Origin of the sequence: Massilia frigida (genome assembly GCF_011682175.1) — a bacterium.
Taxonomy (GTDB): Bacteria; Pseudomonadota; Gammaproteobacteria; order Burkholderiales; family Burkholderiaceae_D; genus Telluria_A; species Telluria_A frigida.
Map to the genome: position 1 here is coordinate 414,107 of NZ_WHJG01000001.1, position 25,905 is coordinate 440,011.

The 25,905-nt window shown below is 64.0% G+C and carries 23 protein-coding genes; 8 read left to right on the forward strand and 15 right to left on the reverse strand.

The genetic code is table 11. The features are described 5' to 3' along the window. Positions 1-23 precede the first annotated feature (23 nt). Positions 24-2,060, reverse strand: a complete 2,037-nt coding sequence (locus tag F2P44_RS01905; RefSeq protein WP_167084483.1) for an NADPH-dependent 2,4-dienoyl-CoA reductase — start codon at positions 2,058-2,060, stop codon at positions 24-26. 175 nt (positions 2,061-2,235) lie between these two features. Between F2P44_RS01905 and F2P44_RS01910 the strand changes: the two genes are divergently transcribed. Beyond that, positions 2,236-2,799 (forward strand): SRPBCC family protein, encoded by a 564-nt coding sequence (locus F2P44_RS01910; protein ID WP_167084485.1) that lies wholly within the window; start codon positions 2,236-2,238, stop codon positions 2,797-2,799. On the opposite strand, the gene F2P44_RS01915 is transcribed toward F2P44_RS01910, so the two are convergent. From F2P44_RS01915 to F2P44_RS01960, 10 genes are all read right to left on the reverse strand, one after another. Next, complete coding sequence (locus tag F2P44_RS01915) at positions 2,796-3,251, reverse strand: hypothetical protein (protein ID WP_167084487.1); 456 nt, start codon at positions 3,249-3,251, stop codon at positions 2,796-2,798. The genes F2P44_RS01910 and F2P44_RS01915 overlap by 4 nt on opposite strands. A gap of 16 nt (positions 3,252-3,267) precedes the next feature. Beyond that, entirely contained in the window at positions 3,268-3,726 is a 459-nt protein-coding gene (locus F2P44_RS01920; protein ID WP_167084489.1) for a DUF2721 domain-containing protein, read from the reverse strand. 62 nt (positions 3,727-3,788) lie between these two features. Continuing rightward, positions 3,789-4,745, reverse strand: a complete 957-nt coding sequence (pip, locus tag F2P44_RS01925) for a prolyl aminopeptidase (protein ID WP_167084491.1) — start codon at positions 4,743-4,745, stop codon at positions 3,789-3,791. A gap of 85 nt (positions 4,746-4,830) precedes the next feature. After that, entirely contained in the window at positions 4,831-5,451 is a 621-nt protein-coding gene (locus F2P44_RS01930; RefSeq protein ID WP_167084493.1) for a hypothetical protein, read from the reverse strand. Continuing rightward, entirely contained in the window at positions 5,432-6,424 is a 993-nt protein-coding gene (locus F2P44_RS01935; protein ID WP_167084495.1) for a DUF1993 family protein, read from the reverse strand. Before F2P44_RS01935 ends, F2P44_RS01930 begins: the two co-directional genes overlap by 20 nt. A gap of 19 nt (positions 6,425-6,443) precedes the next feature. After that, positions 6,444-7,166, reverse strand: coding sequence for an AAA family ATPase (locus F2P44_RS01940; protein WP_167084497.1), 723 nt, complete (start codon positions 7,164-7,166; stop codon positions 6,444-6,446). Positions 7,167-7,236: 70 nt separating this feature from the next. Further along, positions 7,237-7,977 (reverse strand): acetoacetyl-CoA reductase, encoded by a 741-nt coding sequence (phbB, locus tag F2P44_RS01945; protein ID WP_167084499.1) that lies wholly within the window; start codon positions 7,975-7,977, stop codon positions 7,237-7,239. Positions 7,978-8,127: 150 nt separating this feature from the next. Further along, the gene (locus F2P44_RS01950) at positions 8,128-9,306 is read right to left on the reverse strand and encodes an acetyl-CoA C-acetyltransferase (protein ID WP_167084501.1); all 1,179 of its coding nucleotides are present in this window, start codon (positions 9,304-9,306) and stop codon (positions 8,128-8,130) included. A 64-nt stretch (positions 9,307-9,370) separates the two neighbouring features. Beyond that, complete coding sequence (locus tag F2P44_RS01955; protein ID WP_167084503.1) at positions 9,371-9,679, reverse strand: hypothetical protein; 309 nt, start codon at positions 9,677-9,679, stop codon at positions 9,371-9,373. 165 nt (positions 9,680-9,844) lie between these two features. Continuing rightward, the gene (locus tag F2P44_RS01960) at positions 9,845-10,753 is read right to left on the reverse strand and encodes a LysR family transcriptional regulator (protein ID WP_167084505.1); all 909 of its coding nucleotides are present in this window, start codon (positions 10,751-10,753) and stop codon (positions 9,845-9,847) included. A 109-nt stretch (positions 10,754-10,862) separates the two neighbouring features. Between F2P44_RS01960 and metE the strand changes: the two genes are divergently transcribed. After that, complete coding sequence (gene metE, locus F2P44_RS01965; RefSeq protein WP_167084507.1) at positions 10,863-13,154, forward strand: 5-methyltetrahydropteroyltriglutamate--homocysteine S-methyltransferase; 2,292 nt, start codon at positions 10,863-10,865, stop codon at positions 13,152-13,154. A 28-nt stretch (positions 13,155-13,182) separates the two neighbouring features. On the opposite strand, the gene F2P44_RS01970 is transcribed toward metE, so the two are convergent. The 3 genes from F2P44_RS01970 to F2P44_RS01980 are packed head-to-tail and all read right to left on the reverse strand — an operon-like array spanning position 13,183 to position 19,248. Further along, entirely contained in the window at positions 13,183-14,061 is an 879-nt protein-coding gene (locus tag F2P44_RS01970; protein ID WP_167084508.1) for a hypothetical protein, read from the reverse strand. A 43-nt stretch (positions 14,062-14,104) separates the two neighbouring features. After that, entirely contained in the window at positions 14,105-14,989 is an 885-nt protein-coding gene (locus F2P44_RS01975; RefSeq protein WP_167084510.1) for a hypothetical protein, read from the reverse strand. Then, a complete protein-coding gene (locus F2P44_RS01980) occupies positions 14,983-19,248 on the reverse strand; it encodes an RHS repeat-associated core domain-containing protein (protein ID WP_167084512.1) in 4,266 nt (1,421 codons plus the stop codon). Before F2P44_RS01980 ends, F2P44_RS01975 begins: the two co-directional genes overlap by 7 nt. Positions 19,249-19,729: 481 nt before the next feature. On the opposite strand from F2P44_RS01980, the gene minC reads away from it, so the two are divergent. From minC to minE, 3 genes are read left to right on the forward strand one after another with little or no spacing between them, the layout of a single operon-like run. Next, positions 19,730-20,479 carry a septum site-determining protein MinC gene (minC, locus tag F2P44_RS01985; protein ID WP_167084514.1) on the forward strand — a complete coding sequence of 250 codons (750 nt, stop codon included), beginning with the start codon at positions 19,730-19,732 and terminating at the stop codon, positions 20,477-20,479. Between the two features lie 27 nt (positions 20,480-20,506). Next, complete coding sequence (minD, locus tag F2P44_RS01990) at positions 20,507-21,322, forward strand: septum site-determining protein MinD (protein WP_167084516.1); 816 nt, start codon at positions 20,507-20,509, stop codon at positions 21,320-21,322. A gap of 1 nt (position 21,323) precedes the next feature. Continuing rightward, the gene (gene minE, locus F2P44_RS01995) at positions 21,324-21,575 is read left to right on the forward strand and encodes a cell division topological specificity factor MinE (protein ID WP_167084518.1); all 252 of its coding nucleotides are present in this window, start codon (positions 21,324-21,326) and stop codon (positions 21,573-21,575) included. A gap of 42 nt (positions 21,576-21,617) precedes the next feature. On the opposite strand, the gene F2P44_RS02000 is transcribed toward minE, so the two are convergent. Further along, a complete protein-coding gene (locus F2P44_RS02000; protein ID WP_167084520.1) occupies positions 21,618-22,109 on the reverse strand; it encodes a hypothetical protein in 492 nt (163 codons plus the stop codon). A 241-nt stretch (positions 22,110-22,350) separates the two neighbouring features. Between F2P44_RS02000 and F2P44_RS02005 the strand changes: the two genes are divergently transcribed. From F2P44_RS02005 to prfA, 3 genes are all read left to right on the forward strand, one after another. After that, complete coding sequence (locus F2P44_RS02005) at positions 22,351-23,040, forward strand: response regulator transcription factor (protein WP_167084522.1); 690 nt, start codon at positions 22,351-22,353, stop codon at positions 23,038-23,040. 380 nt (positions 23,041-23,420) lie between these two features. After that, positions 23,421-24,695: a glutamyl-tRNA reductase gene (gene hemA / locus F2P44_RS02010; protein ID WP_167084524.1), complete on the forward strand. Its 1,275-nt coding sequence runs from the start codon at positions 23,421-23,423 to the stop codon at positions 24,693-24,695. 71 nt (positions 24,696-24,766) lie between these two features. Then, the gene (gene prfA, locus F2P44_RS02015) at positions 24,767-25,843 is read left to right on the forward strand and encodes a peptide chain release factor 1 (RefSeq protein WP_167084526.1); all 1,077 of its coding nucleotides are present in this window, start codon (positions 24,767-24,769) and stop codon (positions 25,841-25,843) included. The last annotated feature ends 62 nt before the right edge of the window (positions 25,844-25,905 follow it).

Below are 25,905 nucleotides of genomic sequence, written 5' to 3' on the forward strand. Positions count from 1 at the left end.
GACGGTTTTGAGTGCACCGGTCTTTATAGCCGTGCAGCCAGTTCAGCGCCTTCCCTGATAGCGCGTTTGGCGTCCAACTCGGCCGCCAGCGCCGCGCCGCCGATCTTGTGGAACACCGGCCCGCCGCCCGCCGCGCCCTCTTCCGGCATCAACTCCGTCAAACTATCCTGCCCCGCGCAGATAATCACATTGTCGACCGCGATCAAGCGCTCTTCCCCACCGACCGTGATATGCAGCCCGTGGTCGTCGATCTTGTTGTACGTGACACCAGCAAGCATCACCACCCCATTGCGGCTCAAGGTCGCGCGGTGCACCCAGCCGGACGTCTTGCCCAGCCCCGCACCCAGCTTGGACGCCTTGCGCTGCATCAGGAACAGCTGGCGCACCGGTTCGGCGGCGTGCGGCGCCACCAGCCCGCCACTGGTGGTCGCCTCCAGATCCACGCCCCATTCACCGGCCCATTCGGCCACCGGCAGCGGCAGCGGGTGCGCCGGGTTGTGCAGCAGGTACTCGCCCACGTCGAAACCAATCCCGCCCGCGCCGATGATGGCCACGCGCTTGCCCACCGGCGCCTTGTTCTGCAACACGTCGATGTACGACAGCACCTTGGGATGCTTGATGCCCTCGATCGGCGGCATGCGCACCTTGATGCCGGTGGCGACGATCACGTCGTCAAAACCTCCCGCCAGCAGCGCCTCGCGCGTGACCCGCTCACCGAGCCGCAAGGTCACGCCGGTCAGGTCCAGCTTGCGCCGGAAGTAGCGGATCGTTTCGGCGAATTCTTCCTTGCCCGGGATTTGCATGGCGATCTTGAATTGCCCGCCCACCGTGTCGCTCGAATCGAACAGGGTCACCGCGTGCCCGCATTCGGCCGCCACGGTCGCCGCCGACAATCCGGCCGGACCGGCACCCACCACCGCCACCTTGCGCGGCCTGGCCGTCTTGGCGTACACCAGCTCCGTCTCGTGGCAGGCGCGCGGGTTGACCAGGCAGCTGGCGCGCTTGTTGGCAAAGGTGTGATCGAGACACGCTTGGTTGCAGCCGATGCAGGTGTTGATTTCGTCCGCGCGCCCGCTGGCCGCCTTGATGACAAACTGGGCGTCGGCCAGGAACGGGCGCGCCATCGACACCATGTCGGCGTCGCCACGGGCGATGATGTCGTCCGCTTCAAACGGCATGTTGATGCGGTTCGAGGCCACCACGGGAATCTTCACTTCGCGCCGCAGGCGCCCGGCCACGCTGGCAAAGGCCGCGCGCGGCACCGAGGTGACGATGGTCGGCACGCGCGCCTCGTGCCAGCCGTAGCCGGTATTGAGGATGGTGACGCCGGCCTGTTCGAGCGCGTGCGCGACCTTGACCACGTCGTCCCAGGTGTTGCCGCCTTCGACCAGATCGAGCAGCGAGTGGCGGTACATGATGATGAAGTCCTCGCCCACGGTCTTGCGGATGCGCTTGATGATCTCGACGGGCAGGCGCATGCGGTTCTCGATGCTGCCGCCCCAGCGGTCCTGGCGCAGGTTGGTGCGCGCGCACAGGAACTGGTTGAGCAGGTAGCCTTCGCTGCCCATCACTTCAATGCCGTCGTAGCCGGCGCGCTTGGCCAGCTTGGCGCAGCGCGCGTAGTCGCGGATGGTCGCTTCGATCCCGCTTTCCGTCAGCGCGCGCGGCTTGAACGGCGAGATCGGCGACTTCACGCCCGACGCCGACACCACCAGCGGCTGATAGCCATAGCGTCCCGAGTGCAGGATCTGCATCAGGATCTTGCCGCCCTCCTCGTGCACCGCGTTTGTGACGCGCCGGTGGTTGTACACGTCACCGGCGAAATTGAGGGTGCCGCCGAACGGCAGCAGCCATCCCTGGCGGTTGGGCGAGATGCCGCCGGTGACGATCAGCCCCACGCCGCCCTTGGCGCGCTCGCGGTAGAAGGCGGCCAGCTTGCCGTAATTGTAGAAGCGATCTTCGAGCCCGGTGTGCATCGAACCCATGATGACGCGGTTGCGCAAGGTGGTGAAGCCCAGGTCCAGGGGCGCGAGCAGGTGCGGGTAGGCTTGGATTGTCATGATTGTGATGGGTGGGGGCGTGAAGACGGGACGTCGGGACTGCATATCAAGACGACATTACAACCTACTTCTGTAGATGCCGGGTTCTAATCTTCGACCCGCCGCCGGCCGCCATCCCGCGCACGCTTGAGTGTGCCTCCTTGTCAGGGCCGCCGCTTTCCCGTAGGCTGAGCTTATGTTTCCGCGAATCCTATTATGTTGCTTTCTTGCCTGTTCCACGCCCGCCCTGGCCCAATCCAGGCTGGAAGTGACGGTCAAGCGCGTCGATCTGGCGGACCAGCACATGTTCGAGGTCGCCTCCAGCGGCGAGGTGCGCGCCGCGCCGGCGGCCGTGTGGAAGGTGCTGACCGATTATGACCGCATGTCCGAGTTCGTGCCGGACCTGAAAACGTCCAAGGTCCTTTCGCGCACCGGCAACAAGGCAATCATCGAGCAGTTCGGGGTGGCCAGCTTCCTGTTCATCCGGCGCGACATCCATCTGATCGTGCAGGCGAGCGAAGAAGCGATGACGTCGATCGACATCAGCCTGGTGACCGGCGACATGCGCGTCTACCAGTGCCGCTGGCAGCTGATCCCGGTGCCCGAGACGGGCGGCACGCGCATCGTCTACAGCGGCAAGCTGGTACCGAAGTTCTACGTTCCCGGCATGCTGGGGGCGAACATCATCCGCTCCGACATCGAGCGCATGATGAAGGCCGTCCTTGCGCGGCTGGAGCGCGGCGACGCTCCTGTCAACTAAGCCTGGTAGCTTTGCGGCTCGCGCAGTTCGGCGAAGGTTTCGATGCTGCCGATCTTGACCGTCACGGGATTGAGACTCATTTGCGGCGCCATGGCGCGCCAGGCGAACTGCCATTCGCGTTCTTCGGCTTCGGCGCTGCTCTTGGTGAAGGCGGCGCCCAGGGCCGCGCGCACGCCGTATTCGACGGCGCCGTCGATCCCGGCCCAACTTGGCAGGGTGCGCTGCACGGCGCGGTGCAGGCGTTCGCCGAATTCCTCGGTATTGTGGATCACCAGGCAGCAGTCGGCCGGCGAGAAAATGTCGAACAGGGCGGTGTCCCAGGCTTGCGAGAACGACAGGGTCAGGCAGTTGTTGACCGGGACCAGGCGAAACTGCCCCAGGGCCAGCGCGGCTTCCAGTTCGGCGCGCGGCGCGTAGCGGTACAAGGTGGGAGGACGTTGGTAATCGTGCATAAGAAAATTCAATCTGTTAGTTGGCGGCCGGCGGCGAACCGCGCGGACGCACGTGACGGCGCGAACGCAGCGTCTTGGAGGCGACAAAAATTTCGCGCAGCAGGTACACAAAGCTGCCGATCAGGCACAGCATCGCGATCACGAACAGGCCGGCGATGTACTGGTCCAGCGAGACATTGGTGGTATCGCCCAGGAACAGCAGCGCAATGATCAGGCAAATCAGCAGGCCGCAGGCGGTACTGAGCGCGATGGCGTAGTTAATCAGGTGCCAGCGCGGGTACAGGACGTCGAGTTCGTCCATGTAGGCGTCGTGCCAGCCGATGTCGAGCCGGTCTTCCAGTACGCGCGAGCGGTCGATGATGCGCGCCAGGCGGTTGGTCAGCACCATCAGGTTGGTGCACACGCCGGTGAGCAGGAACACCGGCGCGATGGCCAACTGGATGACGTGGCCCATATCGGTGAGCTGGAGATTCATAGGGCGCTGTAAGTTGATAATGCGTGTACAACCGCTAGTGTAGCAGGGCCACCCGCGCCGTCCTAATCGAAGCGTCCGCTGCGCTTGAACTGCTCGGTGGCGCCCACCAGCGCCTTGGCGATGCCCGCTTCCAGCGCGCCGTGGCCGGCGTCGGCCACCATGCGCAGGCGCGCGCCGGGCCAGGCCTGGTGCAGGCGGTAGGCCGACAGCGGCGGACAAATGACATCGTAGCGGCCCTGCACGATCACGCACGGCAGGTGCGCGATGCGGCCCACGTCCCGCACCAGCTGGTCTTCGTCCAGGAAGCCCTGGTTGGCCATGTAGTGCGATTCGAGCCGGCCCACGCCCAGGTCGAGGGTGTCGGAGGCGGTGTCTTCCGGCTGCGGCAGCAGGAACACGCGGCGCCCCTCGAAGCGGCTCCACGCGCGCGCCGCCGGCCAGTACACGTCCGGGTCGTCGCACAGCATGCGCGAGGTGTAGGCGGTGAGCAGGTCGGCTCGCTCGGCCTCGGGAATCGGTGCCACGAATTCGTCGTACAGCTCGGGGTAGAACCAGCGCACGCCGTGCAGGAACCAGTCCACTTCGGCGGCGGTGCACAGGAAAATCCCGCGCAGGATGAAACCGAGGCAGCGCTCGGGATGGGCTTCGCCGTAGGCCAGCGCCAGGGTCGAGCCCCACGAGCCGCCGAACACCAGCCACTTGTCCACGCCGAACTGCTCGCGCAGCGTTTCGATATCGCCGATCAGCAGTTGGGTGGTGTTCTCGCGCCACTCGCCCAGCGGCGTCGATTTGCCGGCGCCACGCTGGTCGAACAGGATGACGCGGTAGTGCTGCGGATCGAAAAAGCGCCGGTGCTGCGGCGACAGGCCGGCGCCCGGCCCGCCGTGCAGGAACAGCACCGGGATGCCTTTCGGATTGCCCACTTCCTCCCAGTAGATGGTGTGCAGCGCATCGACTTCCAGCATGCCGTGCCGGGTCGGCTGGATCGGCGGGAACAGGCAGGTCGGAATGGCGGGCATGGGAGTCCTCTTGTGGTTGACAAGCGATTGTAGCGTACTGGCGCGCCGCTGCCGCCGGGCTTGGCGCGGCGGCAGCGGGCGGCGCCTATCGTGGGTGCCTGGCCAGCGACTGCACCGCCGCCAGCGCGGTTTTCAGCTCGCCGCCCACGTGCTGTTTCCACAGGACGGCGGCGGCGGAGAACTTGCGCTCGCCGCTCAGCGCCGTGATCTGGCGCCGGATGTCCGCGTCGAGCATGCCGAACTGGCGCAGTTCGGGAGAACGCGGCGCGCCGGCGCGCCCGGTGGGATCGCGCTCCATCAGGCAGGCATGCAGCTCGGGCAGCGGCTGCGGCGTGGCGCCGCCTTGCGCGAGGCCGGCCAGCAGCCGGGCCTCGAACGCGTCGTCCAATGCCAGCCCCTCGGCGGGCCAGTCGATCAGCTGCGCCACGTTGTAGATAGTGTCGACCTGGGCCTCGCGCACGACGTCAAGCAGGTCGTGCAGGTCCACCCCGGCCGCCAGCAGCCGCCCGGCGGCGCCGCCGTGGCGCAGCAGCGCCTCCGGTGCGGCTTCGTCGGCGACGCTGCTCCACAGCCCGCGCAGCAGCAGTTCATGCAGCAGCGAGCGGGCGTCGCCGCGCGCCACGTCGCGGGCGATGGCCCCCGCCATGGCGGGTGCGAGGCCGATGTCTTCCAGCTGGGTCGTTGGCTCAGGCATTGGTGTAGACATGGAAGCCGTCGAAATCGGCCTTGCCGAGCGCGACCCCGCCCTGGCGCAGGATGGCGTAGGCGCTGGTCAGGTGGAAAAAGAAGTTCGGCAGCGCATACTGCAGCAGGAAGGGCTGGCCCGGCAGGGTGACCAGCGCTTCGCCGGCGCGGTCGCTGACGACGCGGCTGGCGGCGCCGTCGAACTGCGCGGGGGTGAGCGCGTCCAGGAAGCCGAGCACGAAGTCGATGCGCTGGCGCAGGCCCTCGTAGGTCGGCGCGAATGTGCCGCTGTCGCGCAGCGCGCTGGCGGGAAAGGCGCCCGTCTGCGACAGGCTGCTGCCGGCCAGCGGGGCGCAGGCGCGCACGGCGAAGTTGGCCGCCACCTCGGCCTGCACGGCCAGGGTCAGCATGCCCGGCGCCAGGCGCGCGCCGAGCAGGGCGTGGCCGTCCGGATGCGCTTCGGCCAGCACCAGCATGGCGCGCAGATGGCGCAGGTAGCGCCGGAACACGGGCACGCTGGCCTCGTACAGGTTGTCGTTCAGCGGCGGCGCCGCGCGTGCGCGCTGCAGCGAATACTGCACTTCGATATCGTCTTTCATCTTGCCGCGCTCCCATCCCTGCGATTCGTAAAAGATGTCGGCGCGGGTGTCGGCGCCGGTCGAGAGCACGATCTGCGCGTGCCCTTGTTCGAACAGATCGTCCACCGCCAGCGCCAGCAGGCGCTTGCCGATGCCCTGCCCTTCGCGCGCGGGGTCGATGAACAGCGCCCAGATCGATCCTTGTTCGCGGTCGGCGCTGGCAAAACCGGCGATCACGCCATCGTCCTCGCACACCCAGGTGCGGCCCAGGCGTCCCAGATAATCGCGGTACATGGCGATGGTGATGCGGCCCGGGTCGCGCAGGCGGTTTTCGGTGACGGTCAGGCGAATCGCCGACATGGCGCCGATGTCGGCTTCGGTCGCTGGCCTGAAAGTGAGCGTGGAGGTGGTATTCAAGTTGATCGTGTTCCTGTGGTCAGTCGTCGGCGAGCAGTTGCTGGAGGCGCCGGGGATAGTGGTTGAGAAAATCGCGCGTGACGGCGAAATGTTCGGTGTCTTCATACGCCACTTCGGCGATGCCGCTGCCGTCGAACTGCAGGATTTTGGCGTTCGGGTAAGACAGCAGGATGGGCGAATGGGTGGCGATGATGAACTGGCAATCCTGCTTGACCAGCTGGTCGATGGCCGACAGCGCGGCCAGCTGGCGGTTGGGCGAGAGCGCCGCCTCGGGCTCGTCGAGCAGGTACAGGCCGCCGGCCGAAAACTCCAGCATCACCTCCATGAAGGCTTCGCCGTGCGAACGCAGATGCTTCGATGGCCGTCTCCCCGGAGGAGGAAGCTCGTCGAGATAGGTAAAGACATTGAACAGGCTTTCGGCGCGCAGGAAGTAGGACCAGGCCGGCTTGCGGAAGCCCTTCACCAGTTTCAGGTAGTCGTGCAGGGGCGAGACCTCCTGCTGTCCGCGCGAGACGCTGCGGCTGCCGCCTTCGCCAGACAGACCCATCGCCACGGCGATCGCTTCGAGGACCGTCGACTTGCCGGCGCCGTTTTCACCGACGAAAAAGGTGACATCGGCGTGCGGCTCGATCACGCCCATGTCGCGCACGGCGGGAATATGGAAGGGATAACTGTCGAAATCGATCTCGGCATCGTCGGCGATCGAGATTTCGCGTAAATACGGTTTGGCGCTGATCGCCATGGTGATCCTTGGTGAAAAAAAGCACTACCCGCAGGCAGTGCTTTTCGGTTCCTGCGACTGCCTACTGCGATCAGGACATGTGCTGGCCACCGTTGATGGCGATGTTGGCGCCCGTAACAAAAGCGGCTTCGTCCGACGACAGGTAAGCGACCAGACCGGCGACTTCTTCCGGCTTGCCCAGGCGCGCCATCGGAATTTGCGGAATGATCTTGGTGTCGAGCACTTCTTTCGGGATTTCCATGACCATCTTGGTGCCGATGTAGCCTGGCGAAATGGTGTTGACGGTCACGCCCTTGCGCGCCACTTCCAGCGCCAGCGCCTTGGTGAAGCCGTGCATGCCGGCCTTGGCGGCCGAATAGTTGGTCTGGCCGAAGGCGCCCTTCTGCCCGTTCACCGACGAGATGTTGATGATGCGGCCCCAGCCGCGCTCGACCATGCCATCGCACACCGGCTTGGTCATGTTGAAGACGGAATCGAGGTTGGTGGCCATGACGGCGTCCCAGTTCGGCTTGTCCATTTTTTTGAACGTCATGTCGCGCGTGATGCCGGCGTTGTTGACCAGCACGTCGATCAGGCCGACTTCGTCCTGGATCTTCGCTACGCACGCCTGGGCCGAATCGTAGTCGGCCACGTCGCACGCATACGCCTTGAAGTCGTAGCCCATGTCCTTGGTGGTCGCCAGCCATTCCTCGACCTTCTTGTTACCAGGGGAATACGTGGTGACGACCCGATACCCGAGCGCGGCCAGTTTGAAACAGACCGCCTCGCCCAAACCGCCCATACCGCCGGTCACTAATGCAACTCTAGCCATTTTGTCTTCTCCTGTTTTTGTACACCAACTCCAACCAAATCGCGGGGGCGGCTTGGACCCGCCCTTGCTCCGCTTGAGCGCTACTCAGCCATGCTCAGTCGCGCTCATTGTCGCCCCGTTTCATGCCATCGCGCTTGCGCGCAACGATGCTCAGTCGCGTTCTACCGCCAAAGCAACTCCCATGCCGCCGCCGATGCACAGGCTGGCCAGCCCGCGCTTGGCGTCGCGCCGGACCATTTCGTGCAGCAAGGTCACCAGCACGCGGCAGCCCGATGCACCAATCGGGTGCCCCAGTGCAATCGCGCCGCCATTGACGTTGATCTTGCTGGTATCCCAGCCCATTTCCTTGTTGACGGCGATCGCTTGCGCGGCGAAGGCTTCGTTAATTTCCATCAAGTCCACGTCTTCATGGGTCCAGCCAGCCTTTTGCAGGCACAGCCTGGTCGCCGAGACCGGGCCCATGCCCATGATGGTCGGGTCCAGCCCGGCCGAGGAATACGCCTTGATGCGCGCCAGCGGTTTCAGGCCCAATTCCTTGGCCTTGGAAGCGGACATCATGATGACGGCGGCGGCACCATCGTTCAGGCCAGAAGCATTGCCTGCCGTAACGGTACCAGCTTTGTCGAAAGCGGGGCGCAGGCTGGCCAGCGACTCGAGCGTGGTGCCATGCTTCGGATACTCGTCGGTGTCGAACACGACGGTGCCCTTCTTGGAGACGATTTCGAAAGGAATGATTTCATCCTTGAACTTGCCGGCCTTTTGCGCGGCCTCGGCCTTGAGCTGCGATTGCAGCGCGAATTCATCCTGCTCGGCGCGCGAAACTTCGTATTTCTTGGCGACGTTTTCGGCGGTCACGCCCATGTGGTACTGGTTGTAGGCATCCCACAGGCCGTCCACGATCATGGTGTCGACCAGCTTGGTGTCGCCCATGCGGAAACCGTCGCGCGAGCCGGGCAGCACGTGCGGCGAGGCGCTCATGTTTTCCTGGCCGCCGGCGATGATGATGTCGGCGTCGCCGCACTTGATGGCCTGGGCCGCCAGGTGGGTGGCCTTCAGGCCGCTGCCGCAAACTTTACCGACGGTAAACGCCGGCACCATGTTCGGCATGCCAGCCTTGATCACGGCCTGGCGGGCCGGACCCTGGCCAACGCCGGCGGTCAGCACCTGGCCGAGGATGACCTCGTTGACTTTGGCCGGATCGAGGTCGATCTGGGCCAGCAAGTGCTTGATGACGTGGGCGCCCAGTTCGGCGGCGGGGATTTTCGCGAGCGCGCCGCCAAATTTACCGACTGCGGTACGGCCAGCGGCCACGATTACGACGTCTTCCATGTGAATCTCCGATGTGCTGTGTTCTGGCGCGGTGGCCAATAGGTTTCAAGTGAGCGGCCTGGCACTAGGTGCCGGTCGCCGTTCCCGGCTGAGCTCCGGCCGGCGGCGCGGCCAACAGGGGCCGACCGAAAATTGCAAACTGCCATGCATCGCGCGGAACCGGGGTCAGCCAGTTGCTGGCGCCGCCCACGCATTGCCACTGCCGGGTTGCGACGGTGGCCGTGGCGAGCAGGGTTCTTATCGAATCGACATTGACTTCCGCTGCGGACACGCCGGCGTCCATGGCTGCGTGGACGCTGCGCTGATACATGCCCGCTTGGGTGTCGAACAGTTCCCGCATGGAGCGGAACAACAGGTCAGAACTTGAAAACATGGTTTCCCTTTTCGGATGGACAGTCTTTGACAGCGTAGAGCGTGACAAAGTCCTCCATCTTAGTTTCCCGATTCCGTTCGAGTTTGAGCAAAATCAATCTTATCAGCTTATTCACCGAAAACAATCGGGGATTGCCGCGCAGCCGCAAATTACCCCGGCTACATATCAGCTAAGCAAGGTAATGCCGTCGAGGGTGCGCGCGCACTGCTCGCGGATCACGCCCACGAAGTCGCTCACGTAGGCCTTGGCGGCCAGCGCCGGCGGCACCGAGACGAACAGGTCGCTCCACAGGCCGAACTCGCCCACCGGGCGCGACAGCACGTAATCGTAGTCGACGTAATTCTTGATGGCCCAGTTGGGCAGCGCGGCCAGCCCGCGCCGGCTGGCCACGAGCTGCAGGATGGCCACGGTCAGCTCGGCCGTGCGGCGCTCGAAGCGCACATTGGCCGGGCGCAAGACTTCGCGGATCAGGTCGATGCGCTCTTCCGGCACCGGGTAGGTGATCAGGGTTTCGCCGTCGAAGTCGGGCGCTTCCAGGCGGCGCTGGGCGGCCAGGCGGTGCTTCTGATCCAGCACCACCAGGATTTCAAAACGGAACAGGGGAAACACGGTGTATTCCGGGCCGCCGGCCGAGCCGATCACCAGGTCGGCCAGGCCGCTGCGCAGCAGGTCGACCGGCTCGCTGTGAAAGCCCGACACCAGGTCGATCTCCACCTCCGGCCAGCGCTGGCGGAAGGCATCCATCACCGGCATCAGCCAGTCGAAACAAGTATGGCATTCGAGCGCCACGCGCAACTGGCCCTTGTCGCCCTGCGACAGGCGCGCCACGTCGCGTTCGGCCTGCTCGACGTCGGGCAGCACGCGGTCGGCCAGGTCGAGCAGGCGCATGCCGGTGGCGGTAAACGCGATCGGCAGCGACTTGCGTTCGAACAGGGGGCCGCCGTAGCGCTCCTCCATCAATTTGATCTGGTGCGACAGGGCCGACTGCGTCAGGTTCAGCAACTGGGCGGCACGCACCAGGCTGCCGGAAGAACGCAGGGCGGTGAGCGTGCGCAGGTGTCGGAGTTCTAGCATGGCCTCGTTCTATGAAAATTTTTCATGCGGAACTGCAAAATGTTTCGTTTTGATTATATGACAGTTTGCCGCAGACTTTACACACCAACAATGAAATCTCGATGACATCATGAAAACGCTGCAAACTCACGTACTTGGATTCCCCCGCATCGGCGCGCGCCGCGAACTGAAAACCGCCCTCGAAGCCTTTTGGCGCGGCGCCACCAGCGAGGCCGAGCTGGAAGCGGCCGGCGCCGCCCTGCGCGCGCGCCACTGGGCCTTGCAGGCCGGCGCCGGGCTGGACATGGTGACCGTGGGCGACTTCGCCTTCTACGACCAGGTGGCCAGCCACATCCAGCTGTTCGGCTGCGAACCGGCGCGTTTCGGGTTCGACGGCGCCGCCACGCCCCTGACGCGCTATTTCGCCATGGCGCGCGGCGAGCGCAGCGATTGCTGCGCCAGCGATCACGCTGCGCCGCACGGCAGCCACGCGCTCGACATGACCAAATGGTTCGACACCAACTATCATTACCTGGTCCCGGAATTCGGCGCCGATACCGCCTTTACCCTGGCCGGCGAACGCTTGCTGGCGGAAGTGGCCGAAGCCCAGGCGCTCGGGCACCGGGTCAAGGCCAGCCTGATCGGCCCGCTCACCTTCCTGTGGCTGGGCAGCGCGCGCGACAGCGGCTTCGACCGTTTGAGCCTGCTTGAAAAGCTGCTTCCGGTCTACACCGCTTTGTTGATGCGCCTCAAGGCCCAAGGCGTGGAATGGGTGCAGGTCGACGAACCCATCCTCGGCCTGGACTTGCCGCAGGAATGGCGCAACGCCTTCGAGATCGCTTACTGGCTGCTGGCGCAATCAGGCGCGCGCATCATGCTGGCGACCTATTTTTCGCCGCTGGAAGAAAACCTGGGCCTGGCTTGCCGCCTGCCGGTGGCCGGCCTGCATGTGGACGGCGTGCGCGCGGCCCACGAACTGACCAGCGTGTGCGACTGGCTGGCCCAGCCCAAGGTGCTGTCGGTCGGCATCGTCGACGGGCGCAATATCTGGCGTACCGACCTCGACACGGCCATCGGCCTGCTGGCGCCGCTGCTGGACAAGCGCGGCGAACTCTGGCTGGCGCCCTCGTGCTCGCTGCTGCACGTACCCCTGAGCCTGGCCGATGAAACGGCACTCGACCCCGAAGTACGCTCGTGGATGGCGTTTGCCGCCGAAAAGCTCGATGAACTGGCGACCCTGAAAGCGGCCCTGGCCGGGGCCGATGCGCCCCGCCTGGCCGAGGCGCGCGCCGCGATTGCCAGCCGGGCGCGCAGCGCGCGCGTGCACAGCGACGCCGTGGCGGCCCGGGTGCAGGCGTTACCGGACGGCGCCGACCGGCGCGGCGCGCCGTTTGCCGCGCGCCAAGCCTTGCAGCGGGCGCGCTTCCGCTTGCCGGCGTATCCGACCACGACCATCGGCTCGTTCCCGCAGACGGCGGCGATTCGCGCCGCGCGCGCCGCCTTCCGCCGTGGCGCCCTGCCGCTGGCCGACTACCAGAGCGCGATGCGGGCTGAAATCGCGCACGCGGTGGCGCGCCAGGAAGCCATCGGGCTCGATGTGCTGGTGCATGGCGAAGCCGAGCGCAACGACATGGTCGAGTATTTTGGCGAACAGCTCGACGGCTTTGCCTTTACCCAGCATGGCTGGGTGCAGTCGTACGGCTCGCGCTGCGTCAAGCCGCCGGTCTTGTATGGCGACGTGGCGCGGGCGCGCCCGATGACGGTCGACTGGACCGTGCACGCCCAGGGCTTGTCGGCGCGGCCGGTCAAGGGCATGCTGACCGGGCCGGTCACGATCCTGCAATGGTCGTTCGTGCGCGACGACCAGCCGCGCGCGCTGACCGCGCTGCAGATCGCGCTGGCCATGCGCGACGAGGTGGCCGACTTGCAGGCGGCCGGGATCGGCATCATCCAGATCGACGAGCCGGCCCTGCGCGAAGGCTTGCCGCTGCGGCGCGCGCGCTGGGACGCTTACCTGGCCTGGGCCACGCGCGCGTTCCGCATCACGGCCGGCGCGGCGCACGACGCGACCCAGATCCACACGCATATGTGCTACGCCGAGTTCAACGACATCCTGCCGCAGATCGCCGCGCTCGACGCCGACGTGATCACGATCGAGACCAGCCGCTCGGACATGGCGCTGCTCGATGGCTTCGGCGAGTTTCGCTATCCGAACGAGATCGGTCCGGGCGTGTACGACATCCATTCGCCCAAGGTGCCGGATACGGACGCGATCGAATGCCTGCTCAGGAAAGCGGCGCAGGTGATCCCGGCGGCCAATCTGTGGGTCAATCCCGATTGCGGCCTGAAAACGCGCGGCTGGGCCGAGACCGAGGCGGCGCTGGCGAACATGGTGGCGGCGGCCAAACGCATGCGCGCCTGACGCGGCGCTTGCGGATGGGCGGCGGAGGCTAAAGCTGTATTTCGGGATAGGCGCCGAACCAGAATTCGAGCGCTTTCTGGTTGACGCCATCGGCACCGGTCCAGAAATCGACGGGGTAGGCCCAATCGGAACTGTGCGATTTCGACGGCGCCAACCCGGGATTCGTGAAGTGCGTGAGGTAGCCTTTATGTTCCTCCGTCTCCAGGATGCCCGCGATGCCCAACGCTTCCACCAATACCCGGCACTGATCGTTGGTCGCCTTGAAACCCTCGATCTTTTTCAGGTATTTATGCAGGTCCTTGGGTTTGGTCTTCGCATCCGCCGTTCGCAGCGTATCGAGAATGGCGTTAAAAATGCGGAAGTCCTCGGCCGTCGGCTTTTGTTGAGCAAGCAGCACATGTTGAGCCAAGTGGAACTGAATTACATACGGCACTTTCAGCAGCCAAATTGAACCATGCTTGTAGCGGTTCACGTTCCAGTCGGTGACATCCATGCCGGTGTAGACAGAAGCGGCCGAACAAATGGCGCAAAAATCCGGGGCGGAGGATGTTGCAAAGCCGTGGTCAGGCATCGTCTGCATCATCGCAAATGGCGCGAAACCGCTTCGACAATCAAGACGCTCCGAGGTGAAACTCGACAGGAAAAGATCTGTCACCTGCGATTTCTTGCATTGTTTCACATACTCAAAGCACTTCTGAACCGCCTCATCATGTTTCATGTCGACCGGATCGAATGCCAATCCGTGCTCTTTCAGGTATTCAAATTCCTCGTCAGTGGTGACACCGCGCAGATCGATCCATCTTTGCTCGTAAGGCTCCAATGGACGTTTCAAACCGGCATACGCTTGCGATATGCTGTTGTATTGCGCCAATAATTTAAGCGCTTTCTTGTCAATTGGAGCATTCACTATTTTTCCTTCGCAAGATGCATGCGGAGTTCGCGTGGCTCCGTCATTCAAGCCGTATTTCGGGATAGTCGCCAAACCAGAATGCGAGCGCCTTCTTGTTGACGCCATCGGCGCCGGTCCAGAAATCGACGGGGTAAGCCCAATCGGAGCTGTGTGATTTTGAAGGCGCCAGACCGGGATTCGTGAAGTGCGTGAGGTAGCCTTTATGTTCCTCCGTCTCCAGAATGCTCGCGATGCCCAACGCTTCCACCAATACTCTGCATTGATCGTTAGTGGCCTTGAAACCCTCGATTTTTTTCAGATATTTATGCAGATCCTTGGGTTTGGTCTTGGCATCCACCGAACGCAGCGTATCGAGAATGGCATTAAAAATACGGAAGTCATCCGCCGTCGGCTTTTGTTGAGCAAGCTGCAGATGCTGGGCCAGGTGGAACTGGATAACATAAGGCACCTTCAGCAGCCCGATTGATCCATACTTGTAGCGATCCACGTTCCAGTCGGTGGTATCCATGTCGGTATAGACAGGAGCGGCGGAGCAGACGGCGCAAAAGCCCGGGGCGGAGTATTTTGTAAAGCCGTGGTCAGGCATGGTCTGCATCATCGCATATGGCGCGAGGCCGCTTCGAAAATCAAGACGCTCCGCCGTGAAACTTGACAGGAAAAGATCGGTCACGTGCGATTTCTTGCACTGCTTCGCATACGCAAAGCACTTCCGAACCGCCTCATCATGTTTCATGTCCACGGGGTCGAATGCCAACCCTTGTTCTTTCAGGTATGCAAATTCCTCATCGGAAGTGACGCCGCGTATATCGATCCATTCTTGTTCGTCCGGCTCCAAAGGACGTTTTAAACGGGCATACGATTGCGATACGCTGTCGTATTGCCCCAATAATTTAAGCGCTTTCTTGTCAACCGGTTTATTCAACATTTTGTTCCCTTTAATGGTGTGCCCGAGACCTGCCCCATTTGACTTGGTACGCGCCCGTTCAAATATGCCTTTCCCGCCCTGATTTTCGCGGGAGAGGTTTTCTTTTTGGGGTCGACCCCGGCAATGGCATTGCCCCGTACGCGATCCCCATTCGTTTTCCTGCGGCCGATGATGCCCGTCTTCTTGATGGCGATCCCCTCGATTCCCTGGGCAGTCAACTTCGGCGTGCCCGGCGCGGTAATCCGGGTCATGGTGTCGCCCTTTCCGAAGCGAAAGCCATCCTTGCCTTTGTTATTGCCATGACGTCGCGCTACATCCGCCATCGTCTGCTTGTCGCTCGCGCGGCCGTGGTAATACACTTTTCCCGAACTGTCCGTTAAATGATAATTCCAGTCCCAGCCGAGCGGGTCCGCCCAGCCGGTCGGGTTGGGCACGTAGGCAAACAGATTGGTGCCGCCTTCCAGTCCGATCGGATCGGGGCTGATATAGCGCCCGATGTCCGGATCGTAAAACCGGAACGTGTTGTAATGCAACCCCGTGCTCTGGTCGGCGTACTGCCCCGGATAGCGCAAGGGCTGCTCGATCCTCGACGCCATGGCTGTGTCGTCGCCGATGTCGGCCTTGCCCCATGCCGTATAGCTGGCCGTCCAGGCCATCTCCCCACTGTCGTCCGTCACCTCCAGCGGCGCACCAACCAGATCCGTGTGGAAGTGGTAAATGCGCGAACGCGGCTGCTCGCTGCCCGCCGCCAGGGCCACGCCCTGGCCGATGGCCGTATCCACGCGCGCCAGCGGCGTGAAACCTTCATCCGGGCTGTAGACATAACAGCTCAGGGCGGTATCGCGAATTTCCTGCACCATGCGCAAGCCTTGCCAGACGAAGCGCCGCCGCTCCTCTCCAGGGCTGGCCCCGGCGGCGCCGCGCACGTCGGTCTTGGCGATGCGCCGCCCCAGAGGATCATAATCGAACAGCGTTTCCGCCGTCCCCCACGCGTCCTGGGTACGCACCTTGATCAGACGGTCGTCCGCATCGAAGGAAAAATGCTGGACCTGGTGGGCACCCTTGCGTTTGGTCAGCAGCTTGCCCCAGGGATCGTAGTCGAAGCGCAGATCCTGCCATGCCTTGAGGCGGTTGCCTTCAATCCGGCCGCCGCTCTTGCGCGCCACGTCGTCCAGCAAGTTGCCCGCGGCATCCCAGGCGAACGATTCCGACCGATGCGCCGCCACCCGGTGTTGCTTGAGCATGCGCCCCGCCAGATCGTACTGATACTGGATGGCACCGCGGATATTATCGCGCTGCTCTCCCAGCTCGCCGATCGGATCGTAGCGGTAATTGCGCCACAAAAGACCGAGCCCGGCGCCATGCGCCTCCGTCTTGCGGGCGGAAGCCTGCCACAGGCGCCGCCCCAGCCTGTCGTACCCGAGTTTTTGCACGAGGGTGCCCTGCGTGTGGGCGACTTCGCGGTGCAGGTCGTCGCGCTCGAAGTCGCTGATGACGCGCTCGCCCATGCGGATCTGGTGCACGTGGCCGGAGCCATAGCTGAGCGTATCGATACGCTGCTCATGCGGCAGGCGCAGGCCCGTGATGTTGTCGAGTTCGTCGAGTTCATAGTCGACCCGGCCTTCGGCACCCTCTTCCGCGATCAGGCGCCCGGCGCCATCGTAGCCGAAGCGCAGTGCGCTTTCGGTGACGCCCAGCGCGGCGCCGGCCTCGGTCGGCATGCGCGCGGTCCCGGTCAACAGGTCGCCTGCGCTCCACTCGTAGCGGCTGATGGCGGTAGCGGTCTGCTTGACCAGCAGCCGGCCCACCTTGTCCCGCGTGAACAGCGTGGTGCGCAGGGCGCGCCCGGCTTGCCCCGGCGTGGGCGCACCGTGTTCGTCGAGTGCGATGATCTCGCCGGCGGGATCGTAATGGCGGTGCCGCTCGACCCCGTCCGGGCGTACTTCGCGCTCAAGACGGTCGCCCGCATCGTAGCTGAACAGATAGCGGGTGTCGGGAGCCGTCGCCAATTCCACCGGGCGTCCGCGCACATCGTAGCGGTAGCGCGCGATGTGTCCGGCCGGGTCGACCGCCTCGATGACCTGGCCACGCGCGTTGCGCTTCCAGTGCCGGGTCTGGGTCGCATTGCGGCGCGCGAACGTCACCAGGCCTGCGGCGTCGTAGACATATTCTTCGACACTGCCGTCGGCCAGCTCGATGCGCGCCGGCTCGCCCGTGGGCAGGTTCTCGTAGCGCGTGACCTGGCCCAGTGCGTCGGTGAACGAGGCAAGTTCGCCGTTGACGTCGTACGTGTAGTGCGTGGTTTTGCCGGAGCAGTCGGTGTACGAGAGCAACTGGCCGCGTTCGTCCCAGCGCAGCTGCTGGCGCCCGCCACGGGCGTCCACGTGCACCAGCGGCAGCGGGCTGACGCCGGTCTCGTCGTATTCGTAGCGCTCCTCGCGTCCCAGCACATCCGTGGTGCGCAGCAGGCGCCCCGAAAAATCGTACTCCGCCTGCCAGCGCTGGCCATCGGCGAAGGCAAGCTGGGTCACGCGCATGCTGTGGCCATCGTAGCCGGTGGTGGTGGTGCGGCCGAGCGGATCGGTTTCGCCGACCAGGCGGCCCATGGCGTCATAGTCGAATGCGACCTTGCGCTCGCCAGGCAGATCGAGCGTGGCCGGTGACCCCGCGTCGGTGTAACTGATGCGGTAGACGCCGCCATCGAGGTCGGTGCATTGCACGACCTGGAAATGGGCATCGTAGATCCAGTGGGCGCTGCGTCCCAGTTCGTCGGTGGCCCTGGTCTGGCGGCCCGCCGGGTCGTACGCGAAGCGGGTGCGTTCGCCTTCGCTGTTGCCGCATTCGACAACGCGCGGCGCACCGTCGATCATCTCCCAGCGGTAATGGCACACGAAGCCGAGCGCGCTGGTGTGGCTCGTCATCAGGCCGTCGGCATAGCTGAACTGGCGCGCCAGATTGCCGTTGATGTCATGCACGCTGATGAGCTGACCGAGGCTGTCGTAACCGTAGCGCACCAGCCAGAGCGGCGTGCCGCCGCGCACGCGCTCGATGCCTTCCAGGCGCCCGGACTGGGCGCCGTACGCCAGCCGCACCATCTGGCCGTCGCTGGTGTCGATCGACTGCACCCGCTGCGCCGCGTCGCGGGCATAGTGCTGCCATTGGCCGCTACGGTCTTCGATCCGCAGCAGCGGGGCCGGCGCGGCGCCCGTCATGTCGAGCTGGCCGAAGTCGTAATACACGTCGTTCACGTCGTACATGATGAAGCGGCCGTCGGCGCTGCGCGTCAAAAAGCACTGCTCGCTCTCGCTGAACTCCGTATGCCCGGGCTGCATCATGGGAAAACCGGTTTCGCGGCCCTGGCCGTCGCTGTACCAGACTTTGCCGTCACGCGCCTGCAGCCATACTTCCCACGGCAGTACCCAGCCGCGCCCCAGGTCCCCGACGCGCTCCAGATTGCTGCCATAAAAACGCGCGCCGGTCAGGGGAATCTGGCCGGGCAGGACGAAGTCGGTTTCCTCTTGCGCCAGCAGCAGTTTGCGGCCGGTGGTGACGTCGACCGGCTCGCCCAGCAAGCCTCCGATGGCGCGTCCGACCACGGGCGCGATGACGTAGCGGCTGAGCGCTTCGCCGGCGGCGAAGCCGGCCAGGAAGCGGGCCGCGCAGGGTAATACCGCGCGCGTCAGCCCTCCGCCCGCCTTGCACAGCAGCTTGCCGATGCCGCCCACCGCACCGGCGGCGGTGAAGGCCCAGTCGACTGCGGTGCGCAGCCCGGGCGGTATTTCGTCGGCCACCGGGAGATAGGGTTCGGTGCCGCCGCCGATGAAGACATTCGAGGAGCCGCCGGAAATCTTGGCGCCGCAGGTGATCTTGTCATCCTTGCGCGCGGCCGGCAAACTGTTGATGAATACATTGCCCGAGCCTTCGGCCACCAGCTGCACCGGGTTGTGCATGCTGCACGCCGCGGTACTGACTTTGGCGTAGGTCGCCGCCAGGCCATTGGTCCACACGTTGAGGGAACCGGTCACCAGCGTTCCCGTCACGGTCGTACTCATTTTCCCGATCGCCTCGCCTAGACTGAGGATGCCCGACGCACCAAGACCGGCGGCCAGGCCGGCGAGCAGGGCGACACCGAAACCGCAGGTGAAGGTGGCGAACGCCACTGCGGCGATCAGGGCAATGCCGATGAGCGCACCGATCAGAAAGCCGGTCAGCGCATTGGTATGGGAGATGGGATCGGTGATGCGGGCAGCTTCAAACATGCTTTCCTCGATGTGGGGAGATAAGAGCAGGCACGATAATGTCCGGTCCGCTTGCCTGCGCAAGCGGGCGCCGCGCGCCCCGCCTGCCGCCCGGACATTCGGACTGGCCGCGAAGGGCGCTTTCGGGGCACGCAGAGCGTGGGCCGGCCATGCAAACATTCCAATTATATAATAGTAAATTTACATATAATCAATGTTCAGGAGCACTGTTACATTAGCGCCGGCCGTGTTCCGGCGCACCCGCGGGCGCCTCCGGCGCGCGGCCGTGCACTGGCGCACTAGCCGTCCTGAGAGGCACTGCAGCGCCCCTGGCCGGGATATCCTTATTGAACAAAAATGCTCGCCGCAGGCCGCAAAAACCGGTTTGAAGTTGCTACGCGGAACATAAGTGGCAAGCCTCCCCGAACCGCAATTTTCACAGTAGAATGCACGAGCCTGCGCCGCTTTGGGCGGTGATCCGCCCATCCCTCACGACTCGTCTATGCTCAAAAGCCCGTCCCAACTGCCTATTGAAATCAAGATTTCCACCGTGGTGGCGATCTCCACGATTCTGTATTCGGCCGACCCGCTGGCGATCGACGCGGCACTCAAGCAGATGACGGGCGGCTCGGCCGATTTCTTCGAAGACGAATTCGCGGTGATCGATATCAGCGCCCTGGCCGAGAGCGCGCCGCGCATCGACTGGGACAAGATGGTGACCTTGCTCAGGAAATACCACTTGAACGCGGTGGCCGTGCGCGGCGCACCGGCCGCCATGCACGACGCGATCCGCGCGCGCGGCCTCTCGCTCGACGACGGCGCCAGCGGCGCCAAGGAACGCGCGGAAGCGGCGGCCCCCGTGCCGGCCGCGCCGGCGCCAGCCCCGGCCAGCGCCATCGTCACGCCCGGCACCATGATCATCGATACCCCGGTGCGGGCCGGCCAGCGCGTGTATGCGCGCGGCTGCGACCTGATCGTCACGGCGGTGGTCAACAACGGCGCCGAGATCATCGCCGACGGCAGCATCCATATCTACGCCTCGCTGTTCGGGCGCGCGCTGGCCGGTGCCTCGGGCAATGCGGATGCGCGCATCTTCGCCATGGCGATGCAGCCCGAGCTGGTCTCGATCGCCGGCGTGTACCGCACCTTTGAAGAAGGCTTTGCGCCCCAGCTGGCGCGCCAGCCGACCCAAATCCGCTTGATCGGCGACCGAATCGATATACTGTCGATCAGCCCCGCCTCCCGCGTTTAAATACCAGATACGAAAAAAGGACCCCCTGTGGCACGAATTATTGTTGTGACTTCCGGCAAGGGTGGCGTCGGCAAGACGACCTCCAGCGCCAGCTTTTCCACCGGCCTGGCCACGCGCGGCCACAAGACCGCCGTGCTCGACTTCGACGTGGGCCTGCGCAATCTCGACCTGATCATGGGTTGCGAACGGCGCGTGGTCTACGACTTGATCAACGTCATCAATGGCGAAGCCTCGCTCAACCAGGCGCTGATCAAGGACAAGCATTGCGACAACCTGTTCATCCTGCCGGCCTCGCAGACGCGCGACAAGGATGCATTGTCCGAAGAAGGCGTCGAACGCGTGCTGCACGACCTGATCAACATGGGTTTCGAGTACATCGTGTGCGACTCGCCCGCCGGCATCGAGCATGGCGCGCTGATGGCGCTCACCTTCGCCGACGAAGCGATCATCGTGACCAATCCGGAAGTGTCGTCGGTGCGCGATTCGGACCGCATCCTCGGCATCATCCAGGCCAAGTCGCGCCGCGCCCAGACCGGCGCCGAGCCGGTCAAGGAACACCTGCTCATCACGCGCTACTCGCCCAAGCGGGTCGAGAACGACGAAATGCTGTCCTACCAGGACGTGCAGGAAATCCTGCGCATTCCGCTGATCGGCATCATTCCCGAGTCCGAATCGGTGCTGCACGCATCGAACCAGGGCAATCCTGCGATTCATTTCAAGGGCACCGACGTGGCCGAGGCTTACGAGGACGTGGTGTCGCGCTTCCTCGGCGAGGACTTGCCGCTGCGCTTTACCACCTATGAAAAACCAGGCATATTCCAGCGCATCTTCGGAGTGAAGTGACATGGCCCTGCTTTCATTCCTGTTCCCCTCCAAGCCGAAGAGCGCCACGGCGGCCAAGGAGCGCCTGCAGATCATCATCGCGCGCGAACGCGGTCACCGCACCGGCCCGGACTTCCTGCCGGCGCTGCACCGCGAACTGCTTGAAGTGATCTCGAAGTACACCCGCGTCAACCCGGACGACATCAAGTTGTCGCTGGACCGCCAGGGCAACCTGGAAGTGCTCGAAGTGAACGTGGTGCTGCCGGATAATTAAGGCCGCCGCTGCCGCCGGCGCGGGAGCGCGCGGCGCGATCGGCTAGCCGGCGCGCGCCGCCAGCAATTGCTGCGCCACCGTGGTGCAGGCTTCCACGTGAGCGTAGCCGAGCTTGCGAAACACGGTAAACCCGATCGCCGCCGATGCGACCTGTCCGGCCAGCGGCACGAAGCGCGCGGCCGACTTGGCAAACACCTTCAGCCCGGTACGCTTGAGCAATTGCAGCGCTATCTGGCGCGTGATCAATTTCCCCACCATCATCCCGCCCACGCCCGCCGCCGCCCCGTAGACGATGCGCTTGTAGGCCGGCTGCAAGTGCTCGACCTGCTCGGCGGAGAGGCCGAAGGCCGCGTTGACATCGTTGACCAGGCCGCTCAGCATCGACAGGTCGGACATCACGTCCAGCCCCGGTACCGGCAGCGCCGACACGCCGGCCGAGACGGCGGCGCGGTTGCGCACCATGCGGCGGCATTCTTCGCGGATTTGCAAAATTGCTTCCGGATTGCCCGGAATCGGTGTCGAATCGACGTTCATGGTTTTCCTTTCCGCATGTAAATTTCCGTCAAGACTTAAAATGTCGATTGAAATCGGCGTTTTTCCAGTGTACCGTGTTATCAAACGGGGGCATGGCACGACAGATCAGTTCGTTGCCGGGTGTAAATTAATGTATTCCAATTTAGTGGCGCTTTGTAAAAGTCTGTTATATTCAGAGTAACTATTCATCTGCACTGGTAGGACTCCACCTACAACACGTTTTTACGTTCGACACGCCACCATGAGAATTGCCGTCCTAGACAATGACCGCAGCCAGGCAGACCTGATATGTCAGGTCCTTACCTCCGCTGGACACGTCTGCCAGTCGTTTGACAGTGGGAAGGATTTGCTGGGACAGCTACGTAAAGACAGCGTCGACATGCTCATTCTCGACTGGCAGGTGGCCGACATGAGCGGCACCGAAGTGCTGCGCCGGGCCAAGGAAAAGCTGCCGGCCAGCACGCCGATGATGTTCCTTACCAGCAGCTCGGCCGAGGATGACATCGTGGCCGGCATCAGCGCCGGGGCCGACGATTACATGGTCAAGCCGCTGCGCCGCGGCGAACTGGTGGCGCGCGTGCAGGCACTGCTGCGGCGCGCCTATCCGGCCCAGAACGGGGCCGAACAACTGCAGTTCGGACCGTATATTTTCGAAACCCGGCCGGGACGCCTGCTCATGGACGGCAACGTGATCGAGGTCACGCACAAGGAATTCTACCTGGCACTGTTGTTTTTTCGGAATATCGGCCGGCCGCTGTCGCGCGCGTATATCCATGAAGCGGTGTGGATCCGGGAAACGGCGGTGCCCTCGCGCACCATGGATACCCATGTGTCGCGCGTTAGAAACAAATTGCAGTTGCGGCCGGAAAATGGCTTCCGGCTGGTGCCGGTGTACAGCTATGGGTACCGGCTGGAAAAACTGGGGGCGTGAAAAATAGCCCTCAAGCGCGCGCCGGTGTATGTCGACAGCTGCTTGATTTTTGGGCACATGGTGCTATGATTTGGTGGCAGCCCTAGGAATGTCCTCTCCCAGCCCCCCTTACTGGTGATGACACTAGGTAGGATTTAGGCCCCAGTTCCCTGGGGCCACCCCAATTCCCGACAAACCCGCCTTCCGGCGGGTTTGTTATTTGTAGACCAATATCGTCGCGAATAGTTCAGTTAGCGCCCTCATGAACACCCGGCAACAAGCCCCCGGGGTCCCGCTTCGGCGCCCGACCTCGTTGCCGTCCTGCACCAAAAAACCCTCCTTTCGGTAGGCCATTGACACATCACGGTATAATGACGGCATAAACCGTACCCTATAAAGCCATGCAACTGCTCGCCGTCGGCCTCAATCACACCACCGCACCGGTCTCGCTTCGCGAGCAGCTGGCGCTTGCGCCTGACCAGCTCGGCCAGGCGGTGCAGGCGGCGCGTGGCTGGTTTGCCCGCATCGATGCGCGTGGCGGCGACGAAGCGGCGATCCTCTCGACCTGCAACCGCACCGAGATGTACGCCGCCAGCGACATCGCCAATCCGCTCGACGCCAGCGCCCACTTCCTGGCCGATTACCACAAGCTCAACTTCGCCGAACTGCGCCCGCACCTGTACATGCTGCCGCACGATGCCGCCGTGCGTCATGCATTCCGGGTCGCGTCAGGGCTCGACTCCATGGTGCTGGGCGAGCCGCAGATTCTCGGCCAGATGAAAGACGCGATGCGCCTGGCCGACGAAGCCGGCGGCCTGGGCACCTATCTGCACCAGCTGTTCCAGCGCAGCTTCTCGGTGGCCAAGGAAGTGCGCAGCACCACCGAAATCGGCGCCCACAGCGTATCGATGGCGGCCGCCGCGGTGCGCCTGTCGCAGCGCATCTTCGACAAGATCTCCGACCAGAACGTGCTGTTCATCGGCGCCGGCGAAATGATCGAGTTGTGCGCCACCCACTTCGCGGCCCAGAACCCGAAAAACATCACCATCGCCAACCGCACCATGGAGCGCGGCGAAACGCTGGCGCACCGCTTCAACGGCAAGGCGATCCGCCTGGCCGCGCTGCCCGAGCAGCTGGCGCAGTTCGATATCGTCATCTCGTGCACCGCCTCCTCGCTGCCGCTGATCGGCCTGGGCCTGGTCGAGCGCGCGATCAAGGCGCGCCGCCACAAGCCCATGTTCATGGTCGACCTGGCCGTGCCGCGCGATATCGAGCCCGAAGTCGGCCGCCTCGACGACGTGTTCCTGTACACCGTCGACGACCTTGGCCAGGTGGTCCAGACCGGGCTGGAGAGCCGCCAGGCCGCCGTGGCCCAGGCCGAGGCCATCATCGAAACGCGCGTGCAATCGTTCATGCACTGGATCGACGACCGCGCTATGGTGCCGGTGATCCAGGACCTGCAGGAAAACAGCGAAGCGATGCGCCTGTTCGAACTTGAACGCGCCAAGAAAATGCTGGCGCGCGGCGACGATGTCGAGGCCGTGCTCGACGCCCTGTCCAAGGGCTTGACCGCCAAGTTCCTGCACGGCCCGCAGCAGGCGCTGCACCGCGCCCAGGGCGACGAGCGCGCCCGCCTCGCGACCTTGCTGCCGCAATTGTTCCGCGGCCGCCGTTAGCGCCCCAGCCATCGCCGTGTGTGCCGCGCCGCAGCCGCGCGGCCGTTCTTTTTACCCTACCCGAGCACCCTATGAAACCATCGATGCTGGCCAAGCTGGATCAACTGGCCAACCGTCTTGTCGAACTTGACGAATTGCTCATGAGCGAAGGCGCGACCTCGAACATGGACGCCTACCGCAAGATGACGCGCGAGCACGCCGAAATCGGTCCGCTGGTGGCGCTGTTCAAGCAGTACCAGCAGGCCCAGAACGATATCGCCGAAGCGCAGGACATGCTGGCCGATCCCGACATGAAGGACTTCGCGCAGGAAGAAATCGAAGGCGCCAAGGGGCGCGTGGCGCAGCTGGAGCAGGACCTGCAAAAGATGCTGCTGCCGAAAGACGTCAACGACGAGCGCAACATCTTCCTCGAAATCCGCGCCGGCACCGGCGGCGACGAGTCGGCCCTGTTCGCGGGCGACCTGCTGCGCATGTACGTGCGCTTCGCCGAGCGCAATCGCTGGCAGGTCGAGACGGTATCGGAATCGGTCTCCGACCTGGGCGGCTACCGCGAAGTGATCGTGCGCCTGATCGGCAACGGCGCCTACTCCAAGCTCAAGTTCGAGTCGGGCGGCCACCGCGTGCAGCGCGTGCCGGCCACCGAAACGCAGGGCCGCATCCACACCTCGGCCTGCACGGTGGCGGTGATGCCGGAAGCGGACGAAGTCGAAGACGTCAACATCAACCCGGCCGACCTGCGCATCGATACCTACCGCGCCTCGGGCGCCGGCGGGCAGCACATCAACAAGACCGATTCGGCGGTGCGCATCACCCACCTGCCGACCGGGATCGTGGTCGAATGCCAGGACGACCGCAGCCAGCACAAGAACAAGGCGTCGGCGCTGAAGGTGCTGGCCGCGCGCATCAAGGACGTGCAGCTGCGCGAGCAGCAATCGAAGGAAGCGGCCACCCGCAAAAGCCTGATCGGCTCGGGCGACCGCAGCGAGCGGATTCGCACTTATAATTTCCCGCAGGGCCGCATGACCGACCACCGCATCAACCTGACCTTGTATAAACTCGACTTCATCATGGATGGAGAATTGACCGAACTGACCAACGCGCTGGCCGCCGAACACCAGGCCGAATTGCTGGCGGCGCTGGGCGATTAAGCAGTTGGTAAGCTGTCCGTTGTAGACTGCGCATGCGGCGTACCCACGCCGCATGTCAAGAG